Origin of the sequence: Pseudomonas sp. DR 5-09 (assembly GCF_001655595.1) — a bacterium.
Lineage (GTDB): Bacteria > Pseudomonadota > Gammaproteobacteria > Pseudomonadales > Pseudomonadaceae > Aquipseudomonas > Aquipseudomonas pharyngis.
The window spans coordinates 3,003,689-3,024,558 of sequence record NZ_CP011566.1 but is presented as its reverse complement, the minus strand read 5'-3'; the positions used below and the strand labels follow the sequence as shown (position 1 = coordinate 3,024,558).

General features: G+C 61.4%; 19 protein-coding genes. 5 read left to right on the top strand and 14 right to left on the bottom strand.

Annotated features, from left to right (window positions below; translation table 11 throughout):
• The 10 genes from PDR5_RS13560 to PDR5_RS13515 form a co-directional block, all read right to left on the bottom strand.
• Entirely contained in the window at window positions 1-978 is a 978-nt protein-coding gene (locus PDR5_RS13560) for a LysR family transcriptional regulator (protein WP_064596246.1), read from the bottom strand.
• Window positions 979-1,017: 39 nt separating this feature from the next.
• Window positions 1,018-1,965: a peptidylprolyl isomerase gene (locus PDR5_RS13555; RefSeq protein ID WP_064596244.1), complete on the bottom strand. Its 948-nt coding sequence runs from the start codon at window positions 1,963-1,965 to the stop codon at window positions 1,018-1,020.
• A complete protein-coding gene (locus PDR5_RS13550; RefSeq protein ID WP_064596243.1) occupies window positions 1,962-2,429 on the bottom strand; it encodes a YbjN domain-containing protein in 468 nt (155 codons plus the stop codon). The genes PDR5_RS13555 and PDR5_RS13550 overlap by 4 nt, the downstream gene beginning before the upstream one ends.
• Window positions 2,430-2,458: 29 nt before the next feature.
• Window positions 2,459-3,088, bottom strand: coding sequence for a hypothetical protein (locus PDR5_RS13545; RefSeq protein ID WP_011333921.1), 630 nt, complete (start codon window positions 3,086-3,088; stop codon window positions 2,459-2,461).
• Between the two features lie 16 nt (window positions 3,089-3,104).
• The gene (locus PDR5_RS13540) at window positions 3,105-4,802 is read right to left on the bottom strand and encodes a putative porin (protein ID WP_064596241.1); all 1,698 of its coding nucleotides are present in this window, start codon (window positions 4,800-4,802) and stop codon (window positions 3,105-3,107) included.
• A 39-nt stretch (window positions 4,803-4,841) separates the two neighbouring features.
• The gene (locus PDR5_RS13535) at window positions 4,842-5,546 is read right to left on the bottom strand and encodes an energy transducer TonB family protein (RefSeq protein ID WP_064596239.1); all 705 of its coding nucleotides are present in this window, start codon (window positions 5,544-5,546) and stop codon (window positions 4,842-4,844) included.
• Between the two features lie 3 nt (window positions 5,547-5,549).
• Complete coding sequence (locus PDR5_RS13530) at window positions 5,550-5,975, bottom strand: ExbD/TolR family protein (protein WP_007955109.1); 426 nt, start codon at window positions 5,973-5,975, stop codon at window positions 5,550-5,552.
• A gap of 11 nt (window positions 5,976-5,986) precedes the next feature.
• Window positions 5,987-7,786 (bottom strand): DUF2341 domain-containing protein, encoded by a 1,800-nt coding sequence (locus tag PDR5_RS13525; RefSeq protein WP_064596237.1) that lies wholly within the window; start codon window positions 7,784-7,786, stop codon window positions 5,987-5,989.
• 14 nt (window positions 7,787-7,800) lie between these two features.
• Window positions 7,801-9,396: a ShlB/FhaC/HecB family hemolysin secretion/activation protein gene (locus PDR5_RS13520; RefSeq protein WP_064596235.1), complete on the bottom strand. Its 1,596-nt coding sequence runs from the start codon at window positions 9,394-9,396 to the stop codon at window positions 7,801-7,803.
• Between the two features lie 71 nt (window positions 9,397-9,467).
• Window positions 9,468-10,079: a transposase gene (locus PDR5_RS13515; protein WP_082934408.1), complete on the bottom strand. Its 612-nt coding sequence runs from the start codon at window positions 10,077-10,079 to the stop codon at window positions 9,468-9,470.
• 269 nt (window positions 10,080-10,348) lie between these two features.
• Here PDR5_RS13515 and PDR5_RS13510 point away from each other — a divergent pair, with 269 nt between their 5' ends.
• Together PDR5_RS13510 and PDR5_RS13505 are read left to right on the top strand one after the other, a co-directional pair.
• Complete coding sequence (locus PDR5_RS13510) at window positions 10,349-11,662, top strand: S-type pyocin domain-containing protein (protein ID WP_064596231.1); 1,314 nt, start codon at window positions 10,349-10,351, stop codon at window positions 11,660-11,662.
• A 9-nt stretch (window positions 11,663-11,671) separates the two neighbouring features.
• Window positions 11,672-11,944: a bacteriocin immunity protein gene (locus tag PDR5_RS13505; RefSeq protein WP_064596229.1), complete on the top strand. Its 273-nt coding sequence runs from the start codon at window positions 11,672-11,674 to the stop codon at window positions 11,942-11,944.
• 3 nt (window positions 11,945-11,947) lie between these two features.
• On the opposite strand, the gene PDR5_RS13500 is transcribed toward PDR5_RS13505, so the two are convergent.
• From PDR5_RS13500 to PDR5_RS13490, 3 genes are all read right to left on the bottom strand, one after another.
• Entirely contained in the window at window positions 11,948-13,156 is a 1,209-nt protein-coding gene (locus PDR5_RS13500; RefSeq protein ID WP_172829533.1) for a DSD1 family PLP-dependent enzyme, read from the bottom strand.
• Between the two features lie 74 nt (window positions 13,157-13,230).
• Window positions 13,231-14,559: a D-arabinono-1,4-lactone oxidase gene (locus PDR5_RS13495; protein WP_172829532.1), complete on the bottom strand. Its 1,329-nt coding sequence runs from the start codon at window positions 14,557-14,559 to the stop codon at window positions 13,231-13,233.
• A gap of 76 nt (window positions 14,560-14,635) precedes the next feature.
• A complete protein-coding gene (locus tag PDR5_RS13490; protein WP_064596221.1) occupies window positions 14,636-14,998 on the bottom strand; it encodes a c-type cytochrome in 363 nt (120 codons plus the stop codon).
• Window positions 14,999-15,229: 231 nt separating this feature from the next.
• On the opposite strand from PDR5_RS13490, the gene PDR5_RS13485 reads away from it, so the two are divergent.
• The 3 genes from PDR5_RS13485 (at window position 15,230) to PDR5_RS13475 (ending at window position 19,908) form a co-directional block, all read left to right on the top strand.
• Complete coding sequence (locus PDR5_RS13485) at window positions 15,230-16,855, top strand: NADP-dependent glyceraldehyde-3-phosphate dehydrogenase (protein WP_064596218.1); 1,626 nt, start codon at window positions 15,230-15,232, stop codon at window positions 16,853-16,855.
• Between the two features lie 46 nt (window positions 16,856-16,901).
• Window positions 16,902-17,942, top strand: coding sequence for an FUSC family protein (locus tag PDR5_RS13480; RefSeq protein WP_172829531.1), 1,041 nt, complete (start codon window positions 16,902-16,904; stop codon window positions 17,940-17,942).
• Between the two features lie 73 nt (window positions 17,943-18,015).
• On the top strand, window positions 18,016-19,908 hold the full coding sequence (locus PDR5_RS13475; protein ID WP_064596214.1) for an acyltransferase family protein: 1,893 nt from the start codon (window positions 18,016-18,018) through the stop codon (window positions 19,906-19,908).
• Between the two features lie 2 nt (window positions 19,909-19,910).
• On the opposite strand, the gene PDR5_RS13470 is transcribed toward PDR5_RS13475, so the two are convergent.
• Complete coding sequence (locus PDR5_RS13470) at window positions 19,911-20,804, bottom strand: DMT family transporter (RefSeq protein WP_064596212.1); 894 nt, start codon at window positions 20,802-20,804, stop codon at window positions 19,911-19,913.
• Window positions 20,805-20,870 lie beyond the last annotated feature (66 nt).

Sequence of the window (20,870 nt, the reverse complement as noted above, 5' to 3'; positions counted from 1 at the left end):
CTATTCAAACCACTCCTGTCGCTCATTGAACGTCCGCCGTATCAACTCCACTAGTACCTGCACCTCTTCAACCGCCTGCGATTCACTGTTCACCGCCAGCCACGCCTGCAACCGCATCGCCTCTTCAAACAACCCCGGCAACGCCACCAACCCGCGATCAAACCGGCTCATGTACATCGGCAGCAACCCGATGCACGCGCTGCACCGGATCATCTCCAGCATCAGCTCATAAGACTGCATCTGCACCACGCCCGCCAGACGCTGTTCAACCAGTTCATTCCACGGCCGAAAGCTGTCGATCTGCCGATCGTGCTGCCATTGCACCAGCATGAAATCGGCGAGGTCGTCCGGGCTTTCCGGGCGCGCGGTCACGCGGGAGTAGCGTTTGGCGATGTGCGGCTGATATTCCAGTTGCGCGAGGCGTTGCGGTTCGCTGGTGGCGAAGGTCGGGCCGGGGTGCGGAGCTTCGCCGTGGGCGAGCCACAGCACGATGTCGGCGCTGACCGCGCGCAGGGCCAGTTCGCTGTCGAGGGCGATGATTTCCAGGCGCACGCTGGCGTTGCGGCGCAGCAGTGCGATGAGGTCGCGGCCAAGGATGTCATGCAGGATCGACTCGGCGACGGCCAGCCTTATCAGCGGTTGCTCGATCACCGGCAGCTTGCGTTCGTGGGCCAAAGCGATCAGTTGCGCCTGCAATTGCTGGCCTTCGCGGGTCAGGCTGAGCGCGCTGCCCTGAAAGCTGAACAGCGCGCATTGCAGTTGCTGTTCAAGTTGCGCCAGTTGCTTGCGCAGCAGAGTCGAGCGCACGTTGAGGCTGCGGGCGGCCTGCATGAAGCAGCCGCAACGGGCGCTGACCAGAAAGTATTGCGCGACGTCGCCGTCCAGGGTTGCGGCTTGCGCCAGCCAGGGTTCGTCCTTGTCCCGGGGCCAGCGGAAATCGGCGCTGCTCGGTCGTGCTGCGGGTTCGGTGAATGACATCGATGACTCCCTGTCGATCTTTGTTTTGGTGTGCCGCGCTTAGGGTTTGGTCTCCAGCACCTTGTTCAGCTCGGCCCCGTCGATGCTCAGCGTTGCGGTGTTGAGCATGCCGTCCAGATAGGCCTGGGCGATCTGTTCCTGACGCTGTGCCCGCAAGGCCTGGGTCAGTTGATCACGCAATTCGTCGAGGGTCGCGGTGCGGGCCGGTTGTTGTTCGGTGAGTTTGATCACGTGGAAACCGGCGCTGCTTTGAACGGGATCGGAAACCGCGCCAACCTTGAGTCGCGCCACCGCACCGCGCACTTCCGGCACCAGTTGCTGCAAGGGTTGCAGGCCGGTATCTCCACCACGTTCAGCGGTGAGGCGATCCTGAGAAAACTCCTTCGCCAGTGCTGCAAAGTCCGCCGAAGTTGCCTGGGCTTTCTTGCTCAACTCCGTCGCCTGTTTGCGCACCACCTCAAGATTCTGTGGCTCATTCACCCCAAGGAAAATCTGGCTGACCCGATACAGCGCCGGCGTCTGCCAGTTGGCCTTGCCCGCGTCATATGCCTGCTGCAATTCGGCAGCGCTCGGGTAATCCGCCGGCACTTGGCTCACCGACTGCAAATAGTCGCGGAACACGATCTGTTCGGTGGCTGCACGGGTTTGCCGAACTACCTCCGGACGCTGCGCCCAGCCTTGGGCGTCGGCCTGTTCCAGCACGGCTTTTTCGGCCAGGCGTGAACGAATCCAGCGCTCCAGCGCCTCACGATTACCGCGCAGTTGCTCGCGAGTTTGCGGTGGTACGGCCGCCAGCAGCGCCTGCAATTCCTCCGGCGAAACCTGCTGATTACCCAACCGTGCCACCGCAGGCCCACTGTTCGCCGCAATCACCGGCGCCGGTTGCTGGGCGGCGACCGGGTCATTGCCCGGCCGCACCACCAGCGCCACGGCGACCACCAACAGCGCCACCGCAGCGGCGCTGATTACCATGGCAGGTTTCGTCACAGCGCGACTTCCTCTTGCTCAACCTTTGGAGCCTGGGCGGCAGCAGCGTTCTGGGTGAAATCACGCAGATACACGATGAACTCCTGCAACAGGCGATCCCACAGTTCCAGGTTGCCGCGCAGGTAATCGTTGCTGACGCCAGCGGCCACCACCACGTCCATTTCCATCACCAGAAACTCGCCCTGCAACGACAATCGGGCAAACCGGCGTGTTGCGTTCCACTGCTCGGCCACACCCGCCGGCAACTCACCCTGCACGCGCAAGGCGCAGCTGAAGGTGAAGTCGACGTAGCTGCCCTGCTCCACCACCGCAGGGTTGCCGAAACGCACGGCGTAACCGATGCCCTGGCTGGCGCTGAGCAACTGGACGATGCCGTTCTGTTCGGTCTGGTTGACGCGGTAACCGGCGGCTTGCAGCACGTCGGTCAGGGATTGCGGGGATACGTGGGAGATCAATTGAGTCATTACTTCTTCCTTGTCCATGAGTCTTTTAATCAGTGCGCGATCGCGGCTTGCGGCGCATCGAATTGAGTCTTGTACAGTTCATCGCCAAAGCCCTGAGCCAGTTCATCGAACTTGACCCGGGCGCTGCCGGCGAAGGGCTGGCGGATCTTCATCACCTCGGCCACATCGATGTTTTCGTAGGCGGTGAGAATCTGCTTGGCCACGCCATACATCTGCTGATTCTTGACCGAACATTGCTGCACTTGTGTGTCACGTTCAGTCAATTGCGCTTGAAGCTTAGACCGTTCTGCCTCTTTGGCACGGGCCATGACCAACAGCTCGTCGTAGGCTTTCTTGAACTTGCCGGTCTGCTCGTTACTCGCCGCGACTTGCGCCTGGGCCTGGCTGTGCAAGGCTTGCTGTTGCCCGGCCAGTTGCTCGGCGAGGCCTTTGGCCTTGGCCAGTTCGGCGGTCAATTGCTTGATTTGCGCCTGCGCAGCCTTGGCTTCGTTCTGCGCCGCCAGTTGCGCGGCGCTGGCCTGGGCCTGCTGGCTTTGCAGGGTTTGCAGTTGCTGGGTGGTGCTGCGCAACTGGGTGCGCAGGCGTTCCTCCATGCCTTCGGCGCTCGCCCCGGTGGCGATCAACATCCCGAGCCCAAGCCATAAACAGCGGATTTTCATAACCCTCTCCCGGCGCTTAGAAGCGCGTATTGATCTCGAGCTGCATGACGTCGATGTCGAACGGCGCGCCATACACCGCCTCCGAACTCAGCCAGCGGCCGGTGGCGTAGACGTTCTTCGCCAGACCGTAATTGCCGCCCAGGAAGTAGCCCTTGGCGTTGGTGCCGCCGAGGTGGAACGACGAATCGTTGAAGCCGTCCGGCAAGGCATCCGGCTGGATGTACTTGTAGCCGGCGAACAGGTTCCAGTCGCCCTGCTTCTTCAGCTCCAGTGCGTTGCCGAGGGTGAACTGGACCATCCACGCATTGGCGCCGCTTTCGATGTTGCCGTTGCTGTCGAGGTTGTTGACGATCTGCCCCGCCGAACGCTTGCGCATGTCGCCTTCGTCGTAGCCGAGGTTGTGGATGTAGTTGCCCTGGCTGCGCAGTTTGAAGTCTTCCGGCAGGTCGGCGTCCCACACCACGTTGAGGTCGAGCAGGTTGAACTCGGAAGCGAGACCAACGAACTGCGGTTGCGGCGTGGTGGTCGGGTTGAGCGGGTTCGGCGTGATGTCACGCAGCAGGAACACGCTGTTGCCCTTCTGCATGAATGCTGCGCGGGTGCCGTCGCTGTCGCAGCCCGGTGCGCCGGCCCAGGGTTCGCAAGGACTGGAGCGCTGGCCTTCGATGTCGTCGAAGCGGTAGTAGGCCAGCGCGCCTTTCAAGCGGTTGTTGCTGTTGATCGCCCATTTGGCGCCGATCTGCGCGCCGTACAGCCATTTGTTGTCGCTTTCTTCCTTGTCGAAGCCGTTGCTGGTGGTGGTGTCGTTGGTGTAGTCCACCGGGAACGCGCCGACGGTGCCGAACACGCCCCAGTCGCGGCTGAGCTTGTGGTCGAAAATCGCCGCCACACCGTCGAAGTTCAGGTCGTTGGAATACAGCATGTCGGTGGACATGAACGGGTTGGCGAACCGGCCACCGGTCAGCGTCAGTTCATCCGACGGCTTCCAGGTCAGGTAACCCTGATCGAGCCAGATGTCCTTTTTCGAGAAGCCGCCGCCGAGGTTCTGGGTGGTCGACACCGGATTGTTGTCCGAGCCGGTGCCGATGCGGATGCCGGCGGTCCATTCCGGCGAGATCACCGCTTTCATGCCCAGCCGGGCGCGCAGGCGGAACAGGTTTTCGCGGTCTTCGCGGGTGTTGAGCAACGGCGGCAGCGCGGTGCTGCTGTTGGGGTTCACGTCGTACGGGCCATTGTTGTTGAGCTTGGCGAAGTCGACGATTTCGTTGCTGTTGCTGCCCGAGTAATAGCGCGATTCGTCACGCAGGCGAATGTCGCCGTCGAAGCTGATGCGCGACGCCCAGTCCGGGAACGTATTGGGCGCGGCCCAGTTTTCCTGCTTGGCGGTGGCCATGACCTCGGCCTTGACCTGATCGCGGATCTGGTCGCGCACTGCGGCCGGCACGTATTGCACCCGCACATCGCCAGGCGCTGCGACCGGCCCGGCTGCCACGGCAGTAGACGCCGCAGCCTGCTTGGCCTGGGCCGCTTCGTTCTGGGCCTGGGCAATCAGCGCGTCGGCCTTGTCCTGTTTCAGAATGCCCTGCTCGACCAGCAAGCGGATCAGATTGATCGTGGCGTTCTCCGAGGGCGCAGGCGCTGCCGCGGCCTGACCGACCAGGGTCGCGATGACCATGCCGACCGCCAGGGACAATCGATTCACGTTGGAAATCATCTGCACACAACTCCTTTTCATACAGCTTTATGAATTCGGTTAACCCGGACGCCGCCCTTGCAGGGACATGCGCACAGGCAAGGTGATGGAGGCCGGTGGCCGTTCGCTCAGGTGGGGCGCGTTACGCAAGGCGGCCAGCACCTGACTGTCAATCTCGGGGTTGCCGCTGGACTTGATCAGCTCGACCCGGGTGATCTCGCCGACGCTGCTCAGCCACACATCGGCCTGCAGCGAAAACGCGAGGTTGCGCAGGTCGGGGTTCTCGCGCAGCAGCTTCTGGAAAGTGAACGCCAGGAACTGGCTGTAGGTGCCATTACCCAGTCGCCCGCCGCCGGAACCGGCCATGCCGCCGCCCTTGCCCGCGCCGATGTTGAACGCGTCGCTGCCGCTCTGGGCGTCGCCGTCCATTTGCATCGGGTTGGCCAGGTCGTCCGCCGGCGATGGCGGTGCCTCTTCCTCGGGCTTGACCTCTTGCGGTTCGGGCGTTGGCTCGGGCTCGACGATTTTTTCTTCCACCGGGGTTTCCGGCTCCGGCGGTTTTTCCGGCGGCGGTGGTGGCGGTGGCGGCAACGGAATGATCGTCGGCACATTCGGCGCTTCCCGGCGGATGCCGCTCATGTCGTTGGCCCACTGCCACAACAGGAATGCCGCGACGGCACCCAGCAGCAGCCCGGCGCCCCACTTCACGTAACGCAGTGGCGACTTCTTCACCGGCAAAGGCTCGATTGGCAGTTGTGCAGTCATCACTCAGCCCTGCGTCGGTTTGCCGGTAACGAGACCGACCTGGGACAGTTCGAGCCGGCGCAGCAGGTCCAGCACTTCGATGACCTTCTGGTACTGCACCGTGGCGTCGCCGCGCACAATCACCGGGAAGTCCGGGTTCTGCGCCTTCTCGATGCGCAGGCGTTCTTCCAGCTCCGGCAAGGTCACCGGGTAGGCGTCAAGGAACACCTGGCCGCCGTCGTTGACCGAAATCGCCTTGGTCTTGGCCTCGGACAGCGACACGGCGGCGCTGGCCTTGGGCAGGTTGATCTGGATCCCGGAGACCTGCGCGGTGGCGGTGAGGATGAACATCACCAGCACCACCATCAGCACGTCCACCAGAGGCGTGATGTTGATGCTGTCCACTGCGGCATCTTCGTCATCGTCGTGGGAGGCATTTACGGACGCCATGTCTTTGCTCCTCAGGCCGGTACGGAGTGGTTGGCGTGATGACCGCGCTGATGCGCCGCTTCACTGGACTGGCCTTCGCCGTGCATCTCCGCCAGCCGGGTAATGAACTCGTCGACGAACACGCGCATGTCGGCGCTGACTTCCTTGTTGCGGGTAATCAGGCGGTTGTAGCCAAACAGCGCCGGGATCGCGACGAACAGGCCCATGGCGGTCGCCAGCAAGGCGGCGGCCATACCCGGCGCGATGGCGTTGATGTTGACGTCGCCGGCCATGGCCGTGCCGAGGAACACCACCATGATCCCCAGCACGGTGCCGAGCAGGCCGATGTACGGGCCACCGGCGATGGCGTTGGACAGGGTCGACAGTTTAGAGCTGAGCTGCTGGTTTTCACGGGTGCGCACGCCGTCCATCGAGCAGCGGATGGCTTCGATGGTTGCAGCGGAAACCGACGAGGTATCGGCGCCCTGCTCGCGGCGGGTGCGGATCTCTTTTACCGCTACTTGATACAGACGCCACAGCGGCGAGTGCTGCAGGCGCTGGGCGAGTTGAGTGTCGTCGGCGAACATTTCCAGGCGGGTGCCGACCTTGGCGAATTGCACGCGGAAGTCTTCGTTGGCAGCAGTGACGCGGCTCAGGGTGCGGTTCTTGCGCAGCATGATGATCCACGACTGGAACATCATCAGCACCAGCACCGCGATGATCACCCAGGCATCCACCGGCACCGCGTTGAGCAGGAAGCCGAGGCTGCCGAAACCGAAACCGGACTGTTCTTCATCGACGCCGTAAGCCACCAGTTTCGACTCGGCGCCCTGGGAAGTGGCGTCGGCCAGCAACAGCGGCGCCGGACGGGCGACTTTCGACAGGCGCAATTCATCGATGGCACCCACGAACGGCTGAAACGCGCTCGGGGAAAGATCAGCACCAATGGCCATGACCGAGTTGAACGCCGGCATCGCCTGAGCCAATGCCGCGCCTTCGCGACCGTTGATGTACAGCGTCACTTTCGCCCCTTCGGCGGTCAGCGCGACGTGCTGCCATTGACCCGGATTCAGCGGCTGCGTGGCCACGGCGCGCTGGCCATCGATTTCCACGAACGGCACGCCCTGATTCACACCGACCAGCAGGCTGTTGGCGCCTTCGCGGCGGGCCAGGATCAGTTGCTCGCCATTGGCCTGATCCAGTCGCAGCCAGGCACTGAAGGTGAACGCGCTGCCGGCGTTGTGCTGCAACGACGGACTGGCCGGCAACAGCAACGGCTGGCCGCTGAACTGCAAGGCCCGCCCTACTACGCCGTCAATGCTTGCGCCGGTCGCGCTCTGCGCGGTGTTGCCGTAAGCAGTGGTGTCTTTCGCCGGAGTGCCGGTGGCGCCGTCGAAGTGATAGAGCGCGGTGTAATTCGGATCGAACGTCAGTTGGCCGTTGCCGGTCGCCGGGGCTTTCTGATTGCCGTAATACATCCAGATGTCCTGACGCTGACCGCCCTCGACATTCGGCACATCGACCCAGATCAGCGCCATGCCCATCAGCGCGTCGAAACTTTCGATCTGGTGGTTGAGCACGGTCTTGTCATCGGCGGCAACGAAGCGCAGGTCCGAGCCGTCCTCCTTCACGCCGTCGAAGGTGAAATTGCCGGTGTGCAGGCGCACCAACAGCGCGGTGCGGCCCAGGGCCTGATTGATCGCGGCACCTTGCGGCGTGGTGTCGACGGCGATCTGTTTGCGGTAATGCCAGTCGTCTTGCCACCAGGCCTGAGCCGTGGCCGGGAGCACGAAGCCCAGGCAGATCAACAACGAAAGGAAAAGGCGCTGCATGGAGGTGCTCCTTGTTAGAAAGTGGCCTGAAGGTTGAAGTGCAGGCGCGATTCCTGTTTCGAGGTGTTCGGCCCTTCGAGTAGCGGGTAGCCCCAGTCGAGGCTGCCGGACAGCCATTTGCTCAGGCTGGCGCGGGTGCCGAGGCCGACACTGGCCAGGGCGTAATTGGCGTCCTGGTCCGGCAGTTCGTCGCGCAGGTAGAGTTGCGCGCCCTCGGCGAAGGCGTAGAAGCGCCAGTCCTGCATCCAGCCGCCGACGTACTTGGCCAGCGACGGCGTGCGCAGCTCTTCGCTGAGCAGGAAACCGTCATCGGCGGTGCGTTCGGCGGCCAGATAACCGCGTACCGAAGTGGCGCCACCGGCGGAGAATTGTTCGTTGGAAACCAGCGGCCCCGACGCCAATTGGAACGCGGCTTTGCTTGCGCTCTGCCAGTCGCTGTCGAAGGTCCAGGTAAAGTTGGTATCGCCCTTGAGCACGGCGAAACTCGGGTTGGCGCGGTAGCGTTTGTAGTCGAAGTCTTCGTCGGAGCTGCCGTAGCCGAAGATGCTGCGGGTGGCCGCGACCAGGCTCAAGCCAAGGCCGAGCTGGCTCTTTTCGCTGTAGCGATAGCCGTTGTAGGCGAAGGTGAACGGTGCGTATTTGAGCGGCACCTTGTCGCTCTCGCCGGACAGGGTCAGGCGTTCGTCGAAGTCCTTGAAGTCGATGCCGGCCGACAGCGAGTTCGACCAGTTGCCGCTGGACGGGATCGTGTAGATCGCCGCTACGCCGTAGGAATGGCCCTTGCCGAGCACGTTGCTGCCGCCGATGGTGGCGACGTTGCTGTCGGACTGGTAACCGGAGAACTGCACGCTCCAGCGCTCGGTCAGCGGCGCGGTGTAAGAGCCGGACCAGACCTTGGCGTTGTCAGTCTCCTGCGGCGCGGTGAAGAACGTCAGGTTGACGCTGTGCCCCAACTGCCAAAGGTTGTTGTAACCGAGACTGGTGACAGTGCGCAGTTTTTCGGTGTCGGCGCTGTAGTCGTTGTTCAGCCCCACGCTGGCGGTCCACGGGTTCTGATCTTCGACCTGCAAGTCCACGTCCATGGTGCCGGGGCGCTGGCCTTCGCGCACCAGCGGCATCACCTGGCGGCCCGGAGTCTTGTTGAGTTGCGCCAGTTCGCCCTGAACCTTGGCGAAGTCCGGCACCTCGCCTTCCTTCAGCGCCGGGACATTGTCGCGAATATCCAGCGGCGAATAGTGTTTGGCGCCGACCACCCGCACCCGGCCGACCTTGGTTTCGCTGACTTGCAGGTAGACGATGCCGTCGGCCACCGCCTGCTCCGGCAGTTCGACGAACACCGATTGATAACCGCGCTCCTGATAGGCCTTTTGCAGGGCATCCCGCGCGCCTTCGATGTCGCTCAAGGCTTTTTGCGGGCCGAGGAACGGGTACACCGCTTCTTCGATCGCCCGCGCATCGAGCACGGTGTTGCCGCGCACGAAGTATTCGTTGACGTCCACCAGACGCTGCGCCGCTGCGCTTTCGGCCTCCTCGGCGAACGCCGGCTGCGCGCCGGCCGTCACCAGCAGCCAGCCCCACAGCGCCAGCCGTGACGTGAAAATCTGCTCCACACTACCCCCTGAAATTCGCGATGACCTGTTGGCGCTTTTGCGCCTTGCGTGTGCGTCAATGACTGGCGTTGTTAATTGCTGACGTGCGGGACCGCGGCGTGCTTGCCCAGCCAGGTGTGCAGCAGCGCGAAGTTCAGCGAGAACTCGGGCATTTGCAGCAGCGCGCCGCAGAACACTTCACCGATGATTTTCTGGATGAGCTGCACCGCACGCGGCTCGTTGAGCAGCGTGGCGATGTCGCGACTGAGGACGTTGAAGCTCCAGACTTTCTGGTTCAGGCCCAGGCCGACGAACCAGCGGAACAGCAGGTTGTAATTGAGCTGTTCGTAGAGCTGCTGCTCGCTGGGCACCGAATACAGCAGTTGCAGGAGCAGGATGTGCATGACCGTCTGCGGGGCGATCAGCATGCCGGGTTGGGCATTGAGGTCGTGCAGGAGGTCGCGGTGAGCGTCGAGCAGGTCGTCGATCTGCGGGCGCAGCAGCACCAGCGAATGCCCCGGCGGAATGTAGCTGGAGACCTCTTTCAAGGCGCCCTGCCAGTCATCCTGCGACACGATCCAGACCCACGGCGCGCCGTAGCGATACACCGAAACCGGCTTCTTGCGCGCGGCCTCGACGATCTTCGACAGGCGTTGATCGAGTTCCTGCATGCCCACTTTCGAGTAGCGTTCCATAGTCCCCATTGCCTCACTCCCGGCGTCCCGCCTCGGCTTGTGAAAAGCGCCCCTCAGGGCCCCTCAAGCGCGTTACATAGGCATGACCGGACTGGCGATGTGCTACCGAACTTTTGTCATAAAAGCTTCATTACGAAAATCGAGTGGGTCTTCGGATCATGGCCGCAACACTCCGAAACAGGATATTTCCGCGCATCTTTTAGGAAAGGTCCTAACGCCAGGTAGGGGGCGTCCCAGTTAGGTTGCGGGCTTCTTCCGTTACCTACAGATAAACAACCATGGCGCGGGACAAGGACATTCCCCAGGTCTGGGAATACCGGGGCGGCAATGGCGGCGCCGGACACGGCAGGCTTGTCCCACGGGACATGACGTCGACCGAGTTCGCCGAATTCAAAGCCCGCGAAGCGACCTACGACGCAATCATCGCCCGCCAACAGGCACATGAAGAGCGGTACTTGCGCCAGATCGTGCAGCGTCCGCAAGCGCCCGGTCGGGGTTGTGTGTTCGCCAAAAGCTGCAACCTTTCGGACGGCGTGATCGATCACAACAATCCGGCCGGTTTCATCCCGACCGAACGGTTGGCCGAGTATGGTCAGTGGGCCGTCCTCGGCAGCCAGGTGCCAATCAGCGCTGAAGGCGTTCCGTTGAAGTGGGTGGCGGGCTCCGGCACCGGTCGGGCGCTGGGGCAAAGGCTCGGTGGTTCGCTCGGGCTCAGCCTGCTGAGCGGCGCCAGTGCCGCCGGCACCTTGGCATTGTTGATCCCCAACACCGATATCTCGTCCGACAGCGCTTTCTACACCAACGAACAATACGCGCAGCTCACCAGCGGCCGTACCCGCGTGCGCTTCAATGCCAAGACACTGCCCGACGGCTCCATCAGTGCCTACGGCTTCTACACGGGTGGCAAGAAGGACTGGGAGTTCGTCCCGGTCATCAAAGCCCGGCAAGAAGGCGAACACTTCGTCGCCGACCTCGGCCACGGCATCGGGCTGACCTGGACACCCGCCGCCAACCCCGATGACGCCCCCTCCATCCCGGCCCTCGAAGGCGCCCCGCCGCTGCCGACGATCTGGGTGTATCCGCCGGGCGAGAAGACTGACCGCATCCTTGTCAATCCGCAGCATCCGCCGGATTATCACGACGCAATCGTCTGGTTTCCGGCGGATGCGGGGCTGGCACCGATTTATGTGGTGCTCAGCACGCGGTATGAGCCGGGGATTGTGACGGGGGTGGGTGAGGATGTGGAGGGACGATGGCTCGACACTGCCCGTTCCGGACTCGGAGCGCCAATTCCAACCAATATGGCCAGTCAATTAAGAGGACGTCGTTTCTCCAGCTTCGATGCATTCCGACGAGCGTTCTGGACCGCCGTATCGAAAAGGCCGGAATTGAGTTCCCAGTTTTCGCGCAGGGATCTGGATCGTATGCGAGCAGGAAAAGCACCGCGTGTCGATATTTTGGATGTGGCAGGCTCAAGGATCTCGCATGAGATACATCACGTGGAGCTGATTTCAGAGGGTGGTCCGGTTTACGACGTCGATAACATGCGAGTTAACACACCTCGAAACCACATTGACGTACATCAGAATTAAGGAAAGAAAATGAAGGATCCCTTTATCAAAAACAACATTTCTGAATACACGGAGCGCGAGTTCGTTAGTTTTCTGGAAGAAATATTCAAAGAGGACCAGGCGCCTTCTGATACCCGCGCCGACTTGCTGGTTCGCCACTTCAACAAGATCGTCGGGCATCCGGAGAAGATGAACCTGATCTATCGTCCGTTGCCCGAGGCCGATGACTCAGCGGAAGGAATAACCCGAACCATAAAAGAATGGCGTTCATCGCAAGGCTTGCCAGGGTTCAAACCCGAATAACCTTCAGGTATACACAGGCCAGGTATCGACAATCTTGCCGCCGCGCACCGCCAGTAAATCACCAAACTGCAGCAACACCGCCTCAGTCTGAGTCGGCCGTAGAAAAACCTGATCCTCCACCGTCAGCCCCACGGCATTCGAACCATTGACCATCTCCTGATTCGAGCTACGGCCGTAAACACCATTGCTCTGCAATCCGGGCGGTGATTCGAATTCGGCCATCCAGTTGCCGCCGTAGATGAAGAAAGTCTGCCGCTGGTTGGTGTCCCACCACGAAAACAGCCTCGACTTGTCATCCAGCGCCGGAATATTCACCGCCCCCGTGCTTTTCAGCACCGGCGTGGCGATGTACGCGGCAGGTTCATGTTCAACCAGCGACGGCAGATCGTAATGCGTCGGCTTGAGCATCGCCGTCCCCACCGACACTTCACTGCTCAGGTGTTCGTTTTCATGCATGCGATAACTCGGGCTGCCGGCGGTGTTCAGGCACAAACTGTCATGCCACAGCGCCGGATATTGCTGCCGGGTGAAGTCGACGCAGCGCTGATAAATCACCATCACCTTGGCGAACAGTTCCTCGGGCGAACCGAGAATCCCCGGCACGCCCATGCCCACGAACGGGTCGTAGCCCATGAACCCGGCGAACTCCAGGTGCTGCGGGTTGGCGGCGATCAGCGTGAGCATCTGCCCGAGCACGTTCACGTCACTGACGCCGCCCCGGTGCAGGCCGACGTCGAGCTCGATATTGATCCGCATCCGCGTGCCCAATCCCTGGGCCAGCGCGAGGTATTGCTGCAAGCGTTCGGGGTTGTCGATCAGCCATTGCAGTTGCTTCGTCGGGTCGAACGGACCTTTGTGGGTTTGATAGAACAGCTCAGCCGAGCGTACCGGTAAGGGCTTGCCGAGCAGGATGTCCGACTGCGGGAACGTCACCGCATCGTGATTGAGAAATGGCTGATGAAACGACATCAGCCGCTGCGTCCCCGCCCGTTGGCCGATGTAGCTGAGCAACCCCGGTGACGGCAGGGATTTCTCCACCAGCCGCAACTGCTTGCCCGTGCGTTTGACCGAGCGCATCACCACGTCGATGTTGTGATCGAGGCGATCCAGATCGATCAGCAACACCGGGCGCATCGGGCCGTTGGCCTTGAGTTCGTTGTTCAGCGCTCGGAAATAGTCGCTGTAAGGCCCGCCGCGATCCCCCGGCCGCAGCCACGCACCCACGCCCACCAGCAACGCACCGACACCCAACGTACCCAGCACGAAATCACGTCGATTGACCGCCATCAGCTCACCCCCAGAATCGACGAAAGATGCCCGTTGAGAAACTTGCCGTTCGGGTCCAGCGCCTGGCGTACCTGAATGAATTCCTGCCAGCGCGGATAGAGCGTCTGCAGCGTGCGGGCATTGAGCGTGTGCAACTTGCCCCAGTGCGGGCGGCCGTTGTACTTCCAGAAGATCGGCTCGACGGCGGCGAAAAAGTTGTGATGGTCCATCTGGTAATGCTGGTGGACCGAGATCGAACAGCTGTCGCGGCCTTCGAACATGCTCAGCGGAATGTCGTCAGCCTTCACGTAGCGGTACTCGATGGGAAACCAGGTGCGCAGGTCCTTGTCGCGGATCAGCTTGAGAATCTCGCGCAGGCAGGCCGGGCCGTGTTCGGCGGGCACCGAATATTCCATCTCGTTGAAACGCACGGTGCGCACGTTGGCGTAGATGTCGAACGAGTCGCCGACCCGGTCGTCGAAACTCGCCAGATGCCGCAGGCTGTTGAGCAGCGAACTGCGCAGGTTCGGGAAATCGCTGCCGTACTTGTCGATCTTCTCGATCAACGTCACGAACTCGTTGCCGCCCTCCTCTTCGGGCGGAATCGGCGGCGTGGGCGGGTCGGTGGTTTCGTTGAGGGCGATCGACAAGGCGTAATCGGAATGGGTGACGACGAGCATTTCCCAGTGCTGGTTTTCGCGGGTGTTCTTGTCCAGGTCTTCGAGCAGTTCTTCGGTCTTGGCGATCCACTGGGTTTCCCGCAGGCGATAGGCCGGGCGGTTTTGCAGGCGGATTTTGGTCGCCACGCCCAACGCGCCGAGGGATACCCGCGCGGCGTTGAACACGTCGGGATGACGCTGGCTGTCGCAGTCCAGCACCTCGCCACTGGCGGTCACCAGTTGCAGTCCGCAGACGTGGGCCGAGTAGGACTGGAAGGTTTTGCCGGTGCCGTGGGTCGAGGTGGAAATCGCCCCGGCGAGGGTCTGGTAATCGATGTCGGCCATGTTTTGCAGGGCCTGGCCGATGTCCTTGAGCGGCACGCCCATGCGCGACATCGGAGTGCCCGCGGCGAATTCGGCTTGCAGGGTTTTCGGGTCGTGATCGAGCAGACCATTGAAATAGCTCAACGACAGCAACGTGCCATCAGTGGGCACCAGCGCACTGAAGGAATGCGCCGAACCGACCGGACGAATCTTGCCCGGTGTCTGCTGAATGACCGTCGTCAGCTCATCGAGATTCTTCGGCGCCACCCGCGCCGCCGGCAGGCAACTCTGCCCGCCCGACCAGTTGCGCCAGGGAATCAGCCGCGGCGCGCGCATCAACTGGCCCAGCGCCGGATTGGAAGCCAGCGCGCTGAACGCGCCGACGATGCTTGCCCGTTGCAACAACTGCCGGCGTGTCAGATCTATCGGCATGCCAGGGTCCTTATTGTGGGAGCGGCTGGTCGGCCATGAAGCCGATCAACTGAAGGAATTGGTCTTCCGAGCACTCGACGCACTGGCCCATCGGCGGCATACCGTTGTAGCCGTTGATGGCGTGGTCGAGCAGCGTGTCGGCGCCCTGCTGGATGCGCGGTTCCCAGGCCTTGCGGTCACCGGTCAGCGGCGCATTGGCGGCGGGGTTGGCGTGGCAGAGCTGGCAGCTGTTGGCGTAGATCTGCGCCAGCGCCGGGTCGGAGGGCATGGCGCTACGGGCGATGCCGGATGAGGTCGGGGAGTTGGCGTCTTCGCCGCAACCGGCCAGTGCAACGGCCAGCATCAGCAGCCAGGTGAATCGGGATGCCCGCATAAAGATCCTCGCGTGAGGTGCCGCTTATTGTTGTGATCCCACCTTAAGGCAGCGACGGCGGCGGGTTGAGGGCATTGCGGGACAGCGAGGGGGGCATACGGGGCCAGTCAGGGCTTATGCCGTGCGTGACATTCCCGTGACATTTGCGGGTTTAAATTTCAGTGAATTCAGGCGTATAACCTGTAAAGCCTTTTCCAATCGGCCCGCCGACATCTTCTACGGGGTAGCGACATGACCACAGCAAACATCCTTGGCAACCTGTTCCCTTCTGTCAGCGACATCCCGGAAAAATACCGCCTCGACGGTCAGGTCGAGCAACGCGAATACCTGGTCGATGGCCAGTTGCGCCGCTGGGACGGCCCGCTCGCCACCGTGCGCAGCCCGGTCTATCTGCACGGCGACAACGGCGACGAACAAGTGATCCTCGGCAGCACACCGCTGCTGGACGCCGACACCGCCCTCACCGCCCTCGACGCCGCCGTCCGCGCCTACGACCGGGGCCAGGGCCTGTGGCCGACCCTGCGTGTGGCCGAGCGCATCCAGCACGTCGAAGCTTTCCTCGGGCGCATGCGCCAACAGCGCGACGCCGTGGTGAAACTGCTGATGTGGGAAATCGGCAAGAACCTCAACGACTCGGAAAAAGAGTTCGATCGCACCTGCGACTACATCGTCGACACCATCAATGCGCTGAAAGAACTCGACCGCCGGTCAAGCCGTTTTGAGCTGGAGCAGGATACCCTCGGCCAGATCCGCCGCGTCCCGCTCGGCGTGGCGCTGTGCATGGGCCCTTACAACTATCCCCTGAACGAGACGTTCACCACGTTGATTCCGGCGCTGATCATGGGTAACACCGTGGTGTTCAAACCGGCCAAGCTCGGCGTGCTGCTGATCCGCCCGTTGCTTGAAGCCTTCCGCGACAGCTTCCCGACCGGCGTGATCAACGTGATCTACGGCAGCGGCCGCGAGACCGTCAGCGCGCTGATGGCCAGCGGCAAGATCGACATCTTCGCCTTCATCGGCACCAACAAGGCCGCCAGCGACCTGAAAAAGCTGCACCCGAAACCACACCGTTTGCGTGCCGCGCTGGGCCTGGATGCGAAGAACCCCGGGATCGTCCTGCCCGAGGTGGATCTGGACAACGCGGTCAGCGAAGCGGTCACAGGTTCCCTGTCTTTCAACGGCCAGCGCTGCACCGCGCTGAAAATCCTGTTTGTGCATGAGGATGTGGTCGACAGCTTCATCGAGAAATTCAACGCCAAACTGGCCAGCCTCAAACCAGGCATGCCATGGGACAGCGGGGTTTCGCTGACGCCGCTGCCAGAGTCAGGCAAGGTCGATTACCTGCATGGGCTGGTGGCTGATGCGCAGAGCAAAGGCGCCCAGGTGGTCAACCCGAATGGCGGCGAAGCGCGGGCCTCTTTCTTCTACCCGGCGGTCCTGTACCCGGTGACGCCGCAGATGCGTGTCTATCAGGAAGAGCAGTTCGGCCCGGTGGTGCCGATCGTGCCGTACCGTCACCTCGATACCGTGATCGACTACGTGCTGGAATCGGACTTCGGCCAGCAACTGAGCATCTTCGGCACCAACCCGGTGGCGGTTGGCCGACTGGTCGACACCTTCGCCAACCAGGTCGGGCGGATCAACCTCAACGCCCAATGCCAGCGCGGCCCGGACACCTACCCGTTCAACGGGCGCAAGAACTCCGCCGAAGGCACGCTGTCGGTACACGATGCGCTGCGGGTGTTTTCGATCCGTACGCTGGTGGCCACCAAGTTCCAGGAACCCAATAAAGATCTGATCAGCGAAATCATTCGCGGACGAGATTCGAACTTCATCGCCACCGACTACATCTTCTGAGGAGGAAACACCGCTGAGCACTTTCAGCCCCCACCGTTGGCCGCCGCTGTTGCGGCGGATCCTGCGGCCATTGCTCGACCCGTATCGACGTTATCGCCATGCACGAACGATTCACGCGGTGCGGGTCGCGCTGGGATTGCTGGCGACGATCCTGCTGACCACCGGCATCAACCTGCCCCACGGCGAGTGGGCGTCGGTGACCATGCTGGTGGTGATCGGCGGCTTGCAGCACCACGGCAACATCGGCAAGAAAGCCGCCGAACGCGCCACCGGGACCTTGATCGGTGCCGGCGTCGGTTTGTTGATAGTGGCGCAGCAGGCGTGGCTGGGCATGCCGTGGCTGACCTATTTTGCGATGGCGGTGGTGTGCGGATTCTTCTCGTATCACGCCATCGGCAAGGGCGGCTACACCGCCCTGCTCTCGGCCATCACCGTGTTCATCGTCGCCGGGCATGGCGACAACCCGATCACCGACGGGCTGTGGCGCGGGGTCGATATCCTGATCGGTATCGCCCTGGCCCTGGCCTTCTCGTTCGCACTGCCGCTGTACGCGGTGTACTCGTGGCGCTACAACCTGGCCGACGCGCTGCGCGATTGCGCGACGGTGTACGGACGGATCATCGGCGGCCAACCGGTGACCGCCGACGAACACTTGAAGTTGATGAACCGGCTGAACGCGGTGATGGTGCAACTGCGTTCGCTGATGCCTTCTGTGTCCAAGGAAGTCAAAGTGTCGATGACCGAGCTGGACGCTATCCAGCGCAACCTGCGCATGTGCATCAGCACTCTGGAAATCCTCGGCAACATCCGCCCGGACGCCAACGACCCCGACGCCATGACGCACCTGCAAGCGGCGCTCAAGGCCGAACACCGGCACATTCGCGTGCAATTGATCGGCATGGCCCGAGCGTTGAAATCCGGTGCGGTCCAGCGACTGGGACGTCCGGTGGAATTGCCGGACGCCAGCCTCGACACGCCGATTTACAGCCCGCTGGATGGCTACCGTCTGCTGACCCGACAACTGGCAGCCAACATCGGCGAGATGCGCCAGCGTCTGGCGAAGACTGAGCCGCGCTGGAATATCTGAGACTTTTCCGATGTAACAAACTCGACATACTCTCTACAATGCGCCTCCACAATGGACGTGGACGGACGCTTCAATGCAATTCAGGACGAATATCAATGCCTTGCGGGCGCTTGCCGTGCTATCGGTGGTGCTCTATCACTTTGCTGTTCCAGGGTTCGGCGGCGGATTTTCAGGCGTAGACGTGTTCTTCGTCATTTCCGGCTTCCTGATGACCGGCATCATCTTCACGGGCCTGGAACAGCAGCGCTTTTCGTTACTGGGGTTTTACGCCTCGAGAGCCCGACGCATCATCCCGGCGTTGCTAGTGGTGTGTCTCGCCCTGCTGCTGTTCGGTTTCGTCTTTCTGCCGCTGGATGACTTTCGCGACGTCATCAGAACGATCAAAAGCAGCCTGCTGTTCAGTTCCAACTTCATGTTCGCCAAGGGTGGCAGCTACTTCGACGCACCGCTGCACGAGAACTGGTTGCTGCACACCTGGTCGCTGTCAGTCGAATGGCAGTTCTACATGCTGTATCCCTTGCTGCTGATGGCGCTTTACAAGTGCCTGTGCGCACAAAAGACCCGCTACAGCTTGTTGATACTGGCTGCTGCGTCTTTTGCCGCCTCGACTGTCATCACACGCTCGGATCCGGTGTTTGCCTTCTACATGCTGCCGACCCGAGCCTGGGAATTGATTGCCGGTGGCCTCGTATTTCTCTTTCCCTTGCAACTGAGCAAGCGCAACGGCTCCATCTGTGAAGGCCTTGGGCTTCTGGCAATTTTGGGTAGCGTGTTGTGTTTTTCGGAACAGGACCTTTGGCCGGGTTACCTGGCACTCTTGCCGGTTCTGGGCACGGTACTGGTGATCTACGGTAATACCCGATCGGTTTTCAGCACGTTCAAGCCACTGCAATTGACCGGCACCATTTCCTACTCGGTTTATCTGTGGCACTGGCCACTGGTGGTTCTTCTCTACACCTGTGGCCTGCTCAATAGCTGGCCACACGTCTGGGGCGCAGTGTCGCTGTCATTTGTTCTGGGTGCCGGGTCGTATTACCTGGTGGAATCCAGGATCAAGCCGATAAAGTCGGTACGCGGTACGCTCTTCAGGTATGCATCGTGGGTGACCGGAATGGTTGTCGTGTCTGCCGCGACGGCGTCGCTGGTCAAGAATCACCCATCACTGCGCTTTGCCTTTGTCGACCTCGGGCAACCCGAGTACACCAGCAAACTCTATACCCAGGAATGCCACCCGAATGCTCATGGCGCAGCCGATTGCAAACTGGGCAACGGCGAGGTGTCAGTCATTCTGTTTGGCGACAGTCATGCGCAATCCACCGCCGCTGCCGTGCAGATGGATAATCCGCAAGCAGCTTTGTCGTGGTCCCTGGGCGGTTGTCCGACATTGCAGAACTTCCAGATGCACGACAAAACACTCGAGCGTCAATGTCAGGCGTTCAATCACGAAAAACTGCAAATATTGAAGAATTCATACACGGGAATTCCAGTGGTGCTGTTCAGCAGAGCGGCGCTGTATGCCGATCCGAGTCGTAACAACAGCTATCGGATTCGCTTTCCCGATCAGCAGCCAATGTCTTTCAGCGAGGCCTACGTCGCTGAATACGCGAACACCGTGTGCGCCATCGCCGAAAACCATCCGGTTTACATCGTCAAACCAATCCCGGAGATGCCGTTCAGCGTCTATAAAGGCCTGAATCTGCATCAACGCATCTTTGGTGATAAAGCCGATATTTCCATCCCGTTGCAGGATTACGAGCAACGCAACCGAATCGCCAACGATGCCATTGAAACTGTGGCGAAACGGTGCAATGCACAGGTGCTGGACCCGACCCCGCTGCTTTGTCCGGACGGTAACTGCATGGGGTCAAAGCAAGGTGTGCCGTTGTATTTCGACGATAACCATCTGGTCGATGCCGGCAATCAACAACTAAGAGGACTGTTCAAAGCCGCGGTCAAGGAGATCTGAATTCACTGAGCGAGCAGACGACGTGACTTCAATCCCCAACCCTGTTGCATGCCGGCTGCTGCCAGCAGGATTGCCGCCACGCCGACCCATTGCAGAGTTTGCAGTTGGTGGCCGAAGGCAAACCAGTCGACGAAAATCGCCGCGATCGGGTATATGAACGACAGCGCGCCGGTCAATGCGGTCGGCAGTTTCTGAATCGCGCCGTAAAGCAGCACATACATCAGACCGGTGTGGACAATGCCCAGCGTAACCAGACTGGCCCAGGCACTCGGTGCCTCGGGCATCGCTGAAAAATGCGCGAATGGCGCGAGCAGTAACACCCCTGTGCAGACCTGGATCAACGCAATCAGATGCGGCGGTGTGCCGGTCAGGCGCTTGATGATCAACGCGGCGATGGCGTACAGAAACGCCGCCCCCAATGCCAGCGCGATCCCCATCAGGTAATCATTGCCACCCTCGCCCTGCCCCCCATGGGCACTGACAATGGCCAGCATCCCCATGAAAGAAATCGCCAGCCAGAACAGCTTCTGAAGGGTGATCTTCTCGCCCAGAAACAATGCCGCCAAACCCACCAGCATGAACGGCTGCACGTTGTACACCGCCGTGCCGATGGCAATCGAGGCCCGTGAATACGAGGCGAACAACAGCACCCAGTTGCCGACAATTGCCACCCCGCTGAGCACCGCCAGCAGGAAGGTGGTGCGGGTCAGGATGCCTGGGCGCAGAAAGCCGAATGCGGCGCAGATCAGCAGCAAAGTCCCGGAGCCGAACACGCAGCGCCAGAACACCACGTCCAGCACCGGTTGCCCCGACACCAGCACGAACCAGCCGATTGTCCCGGATATCAGCATGGCGGCGGTCATTTCGAATGAGCCGCGACGGATTGTTTTGTCCATCATCAATCTCCTTAATGTGTGGCAAAAGTATGCCAAGCGAGACCGAAACTTCTCCAGCGCAAAAAG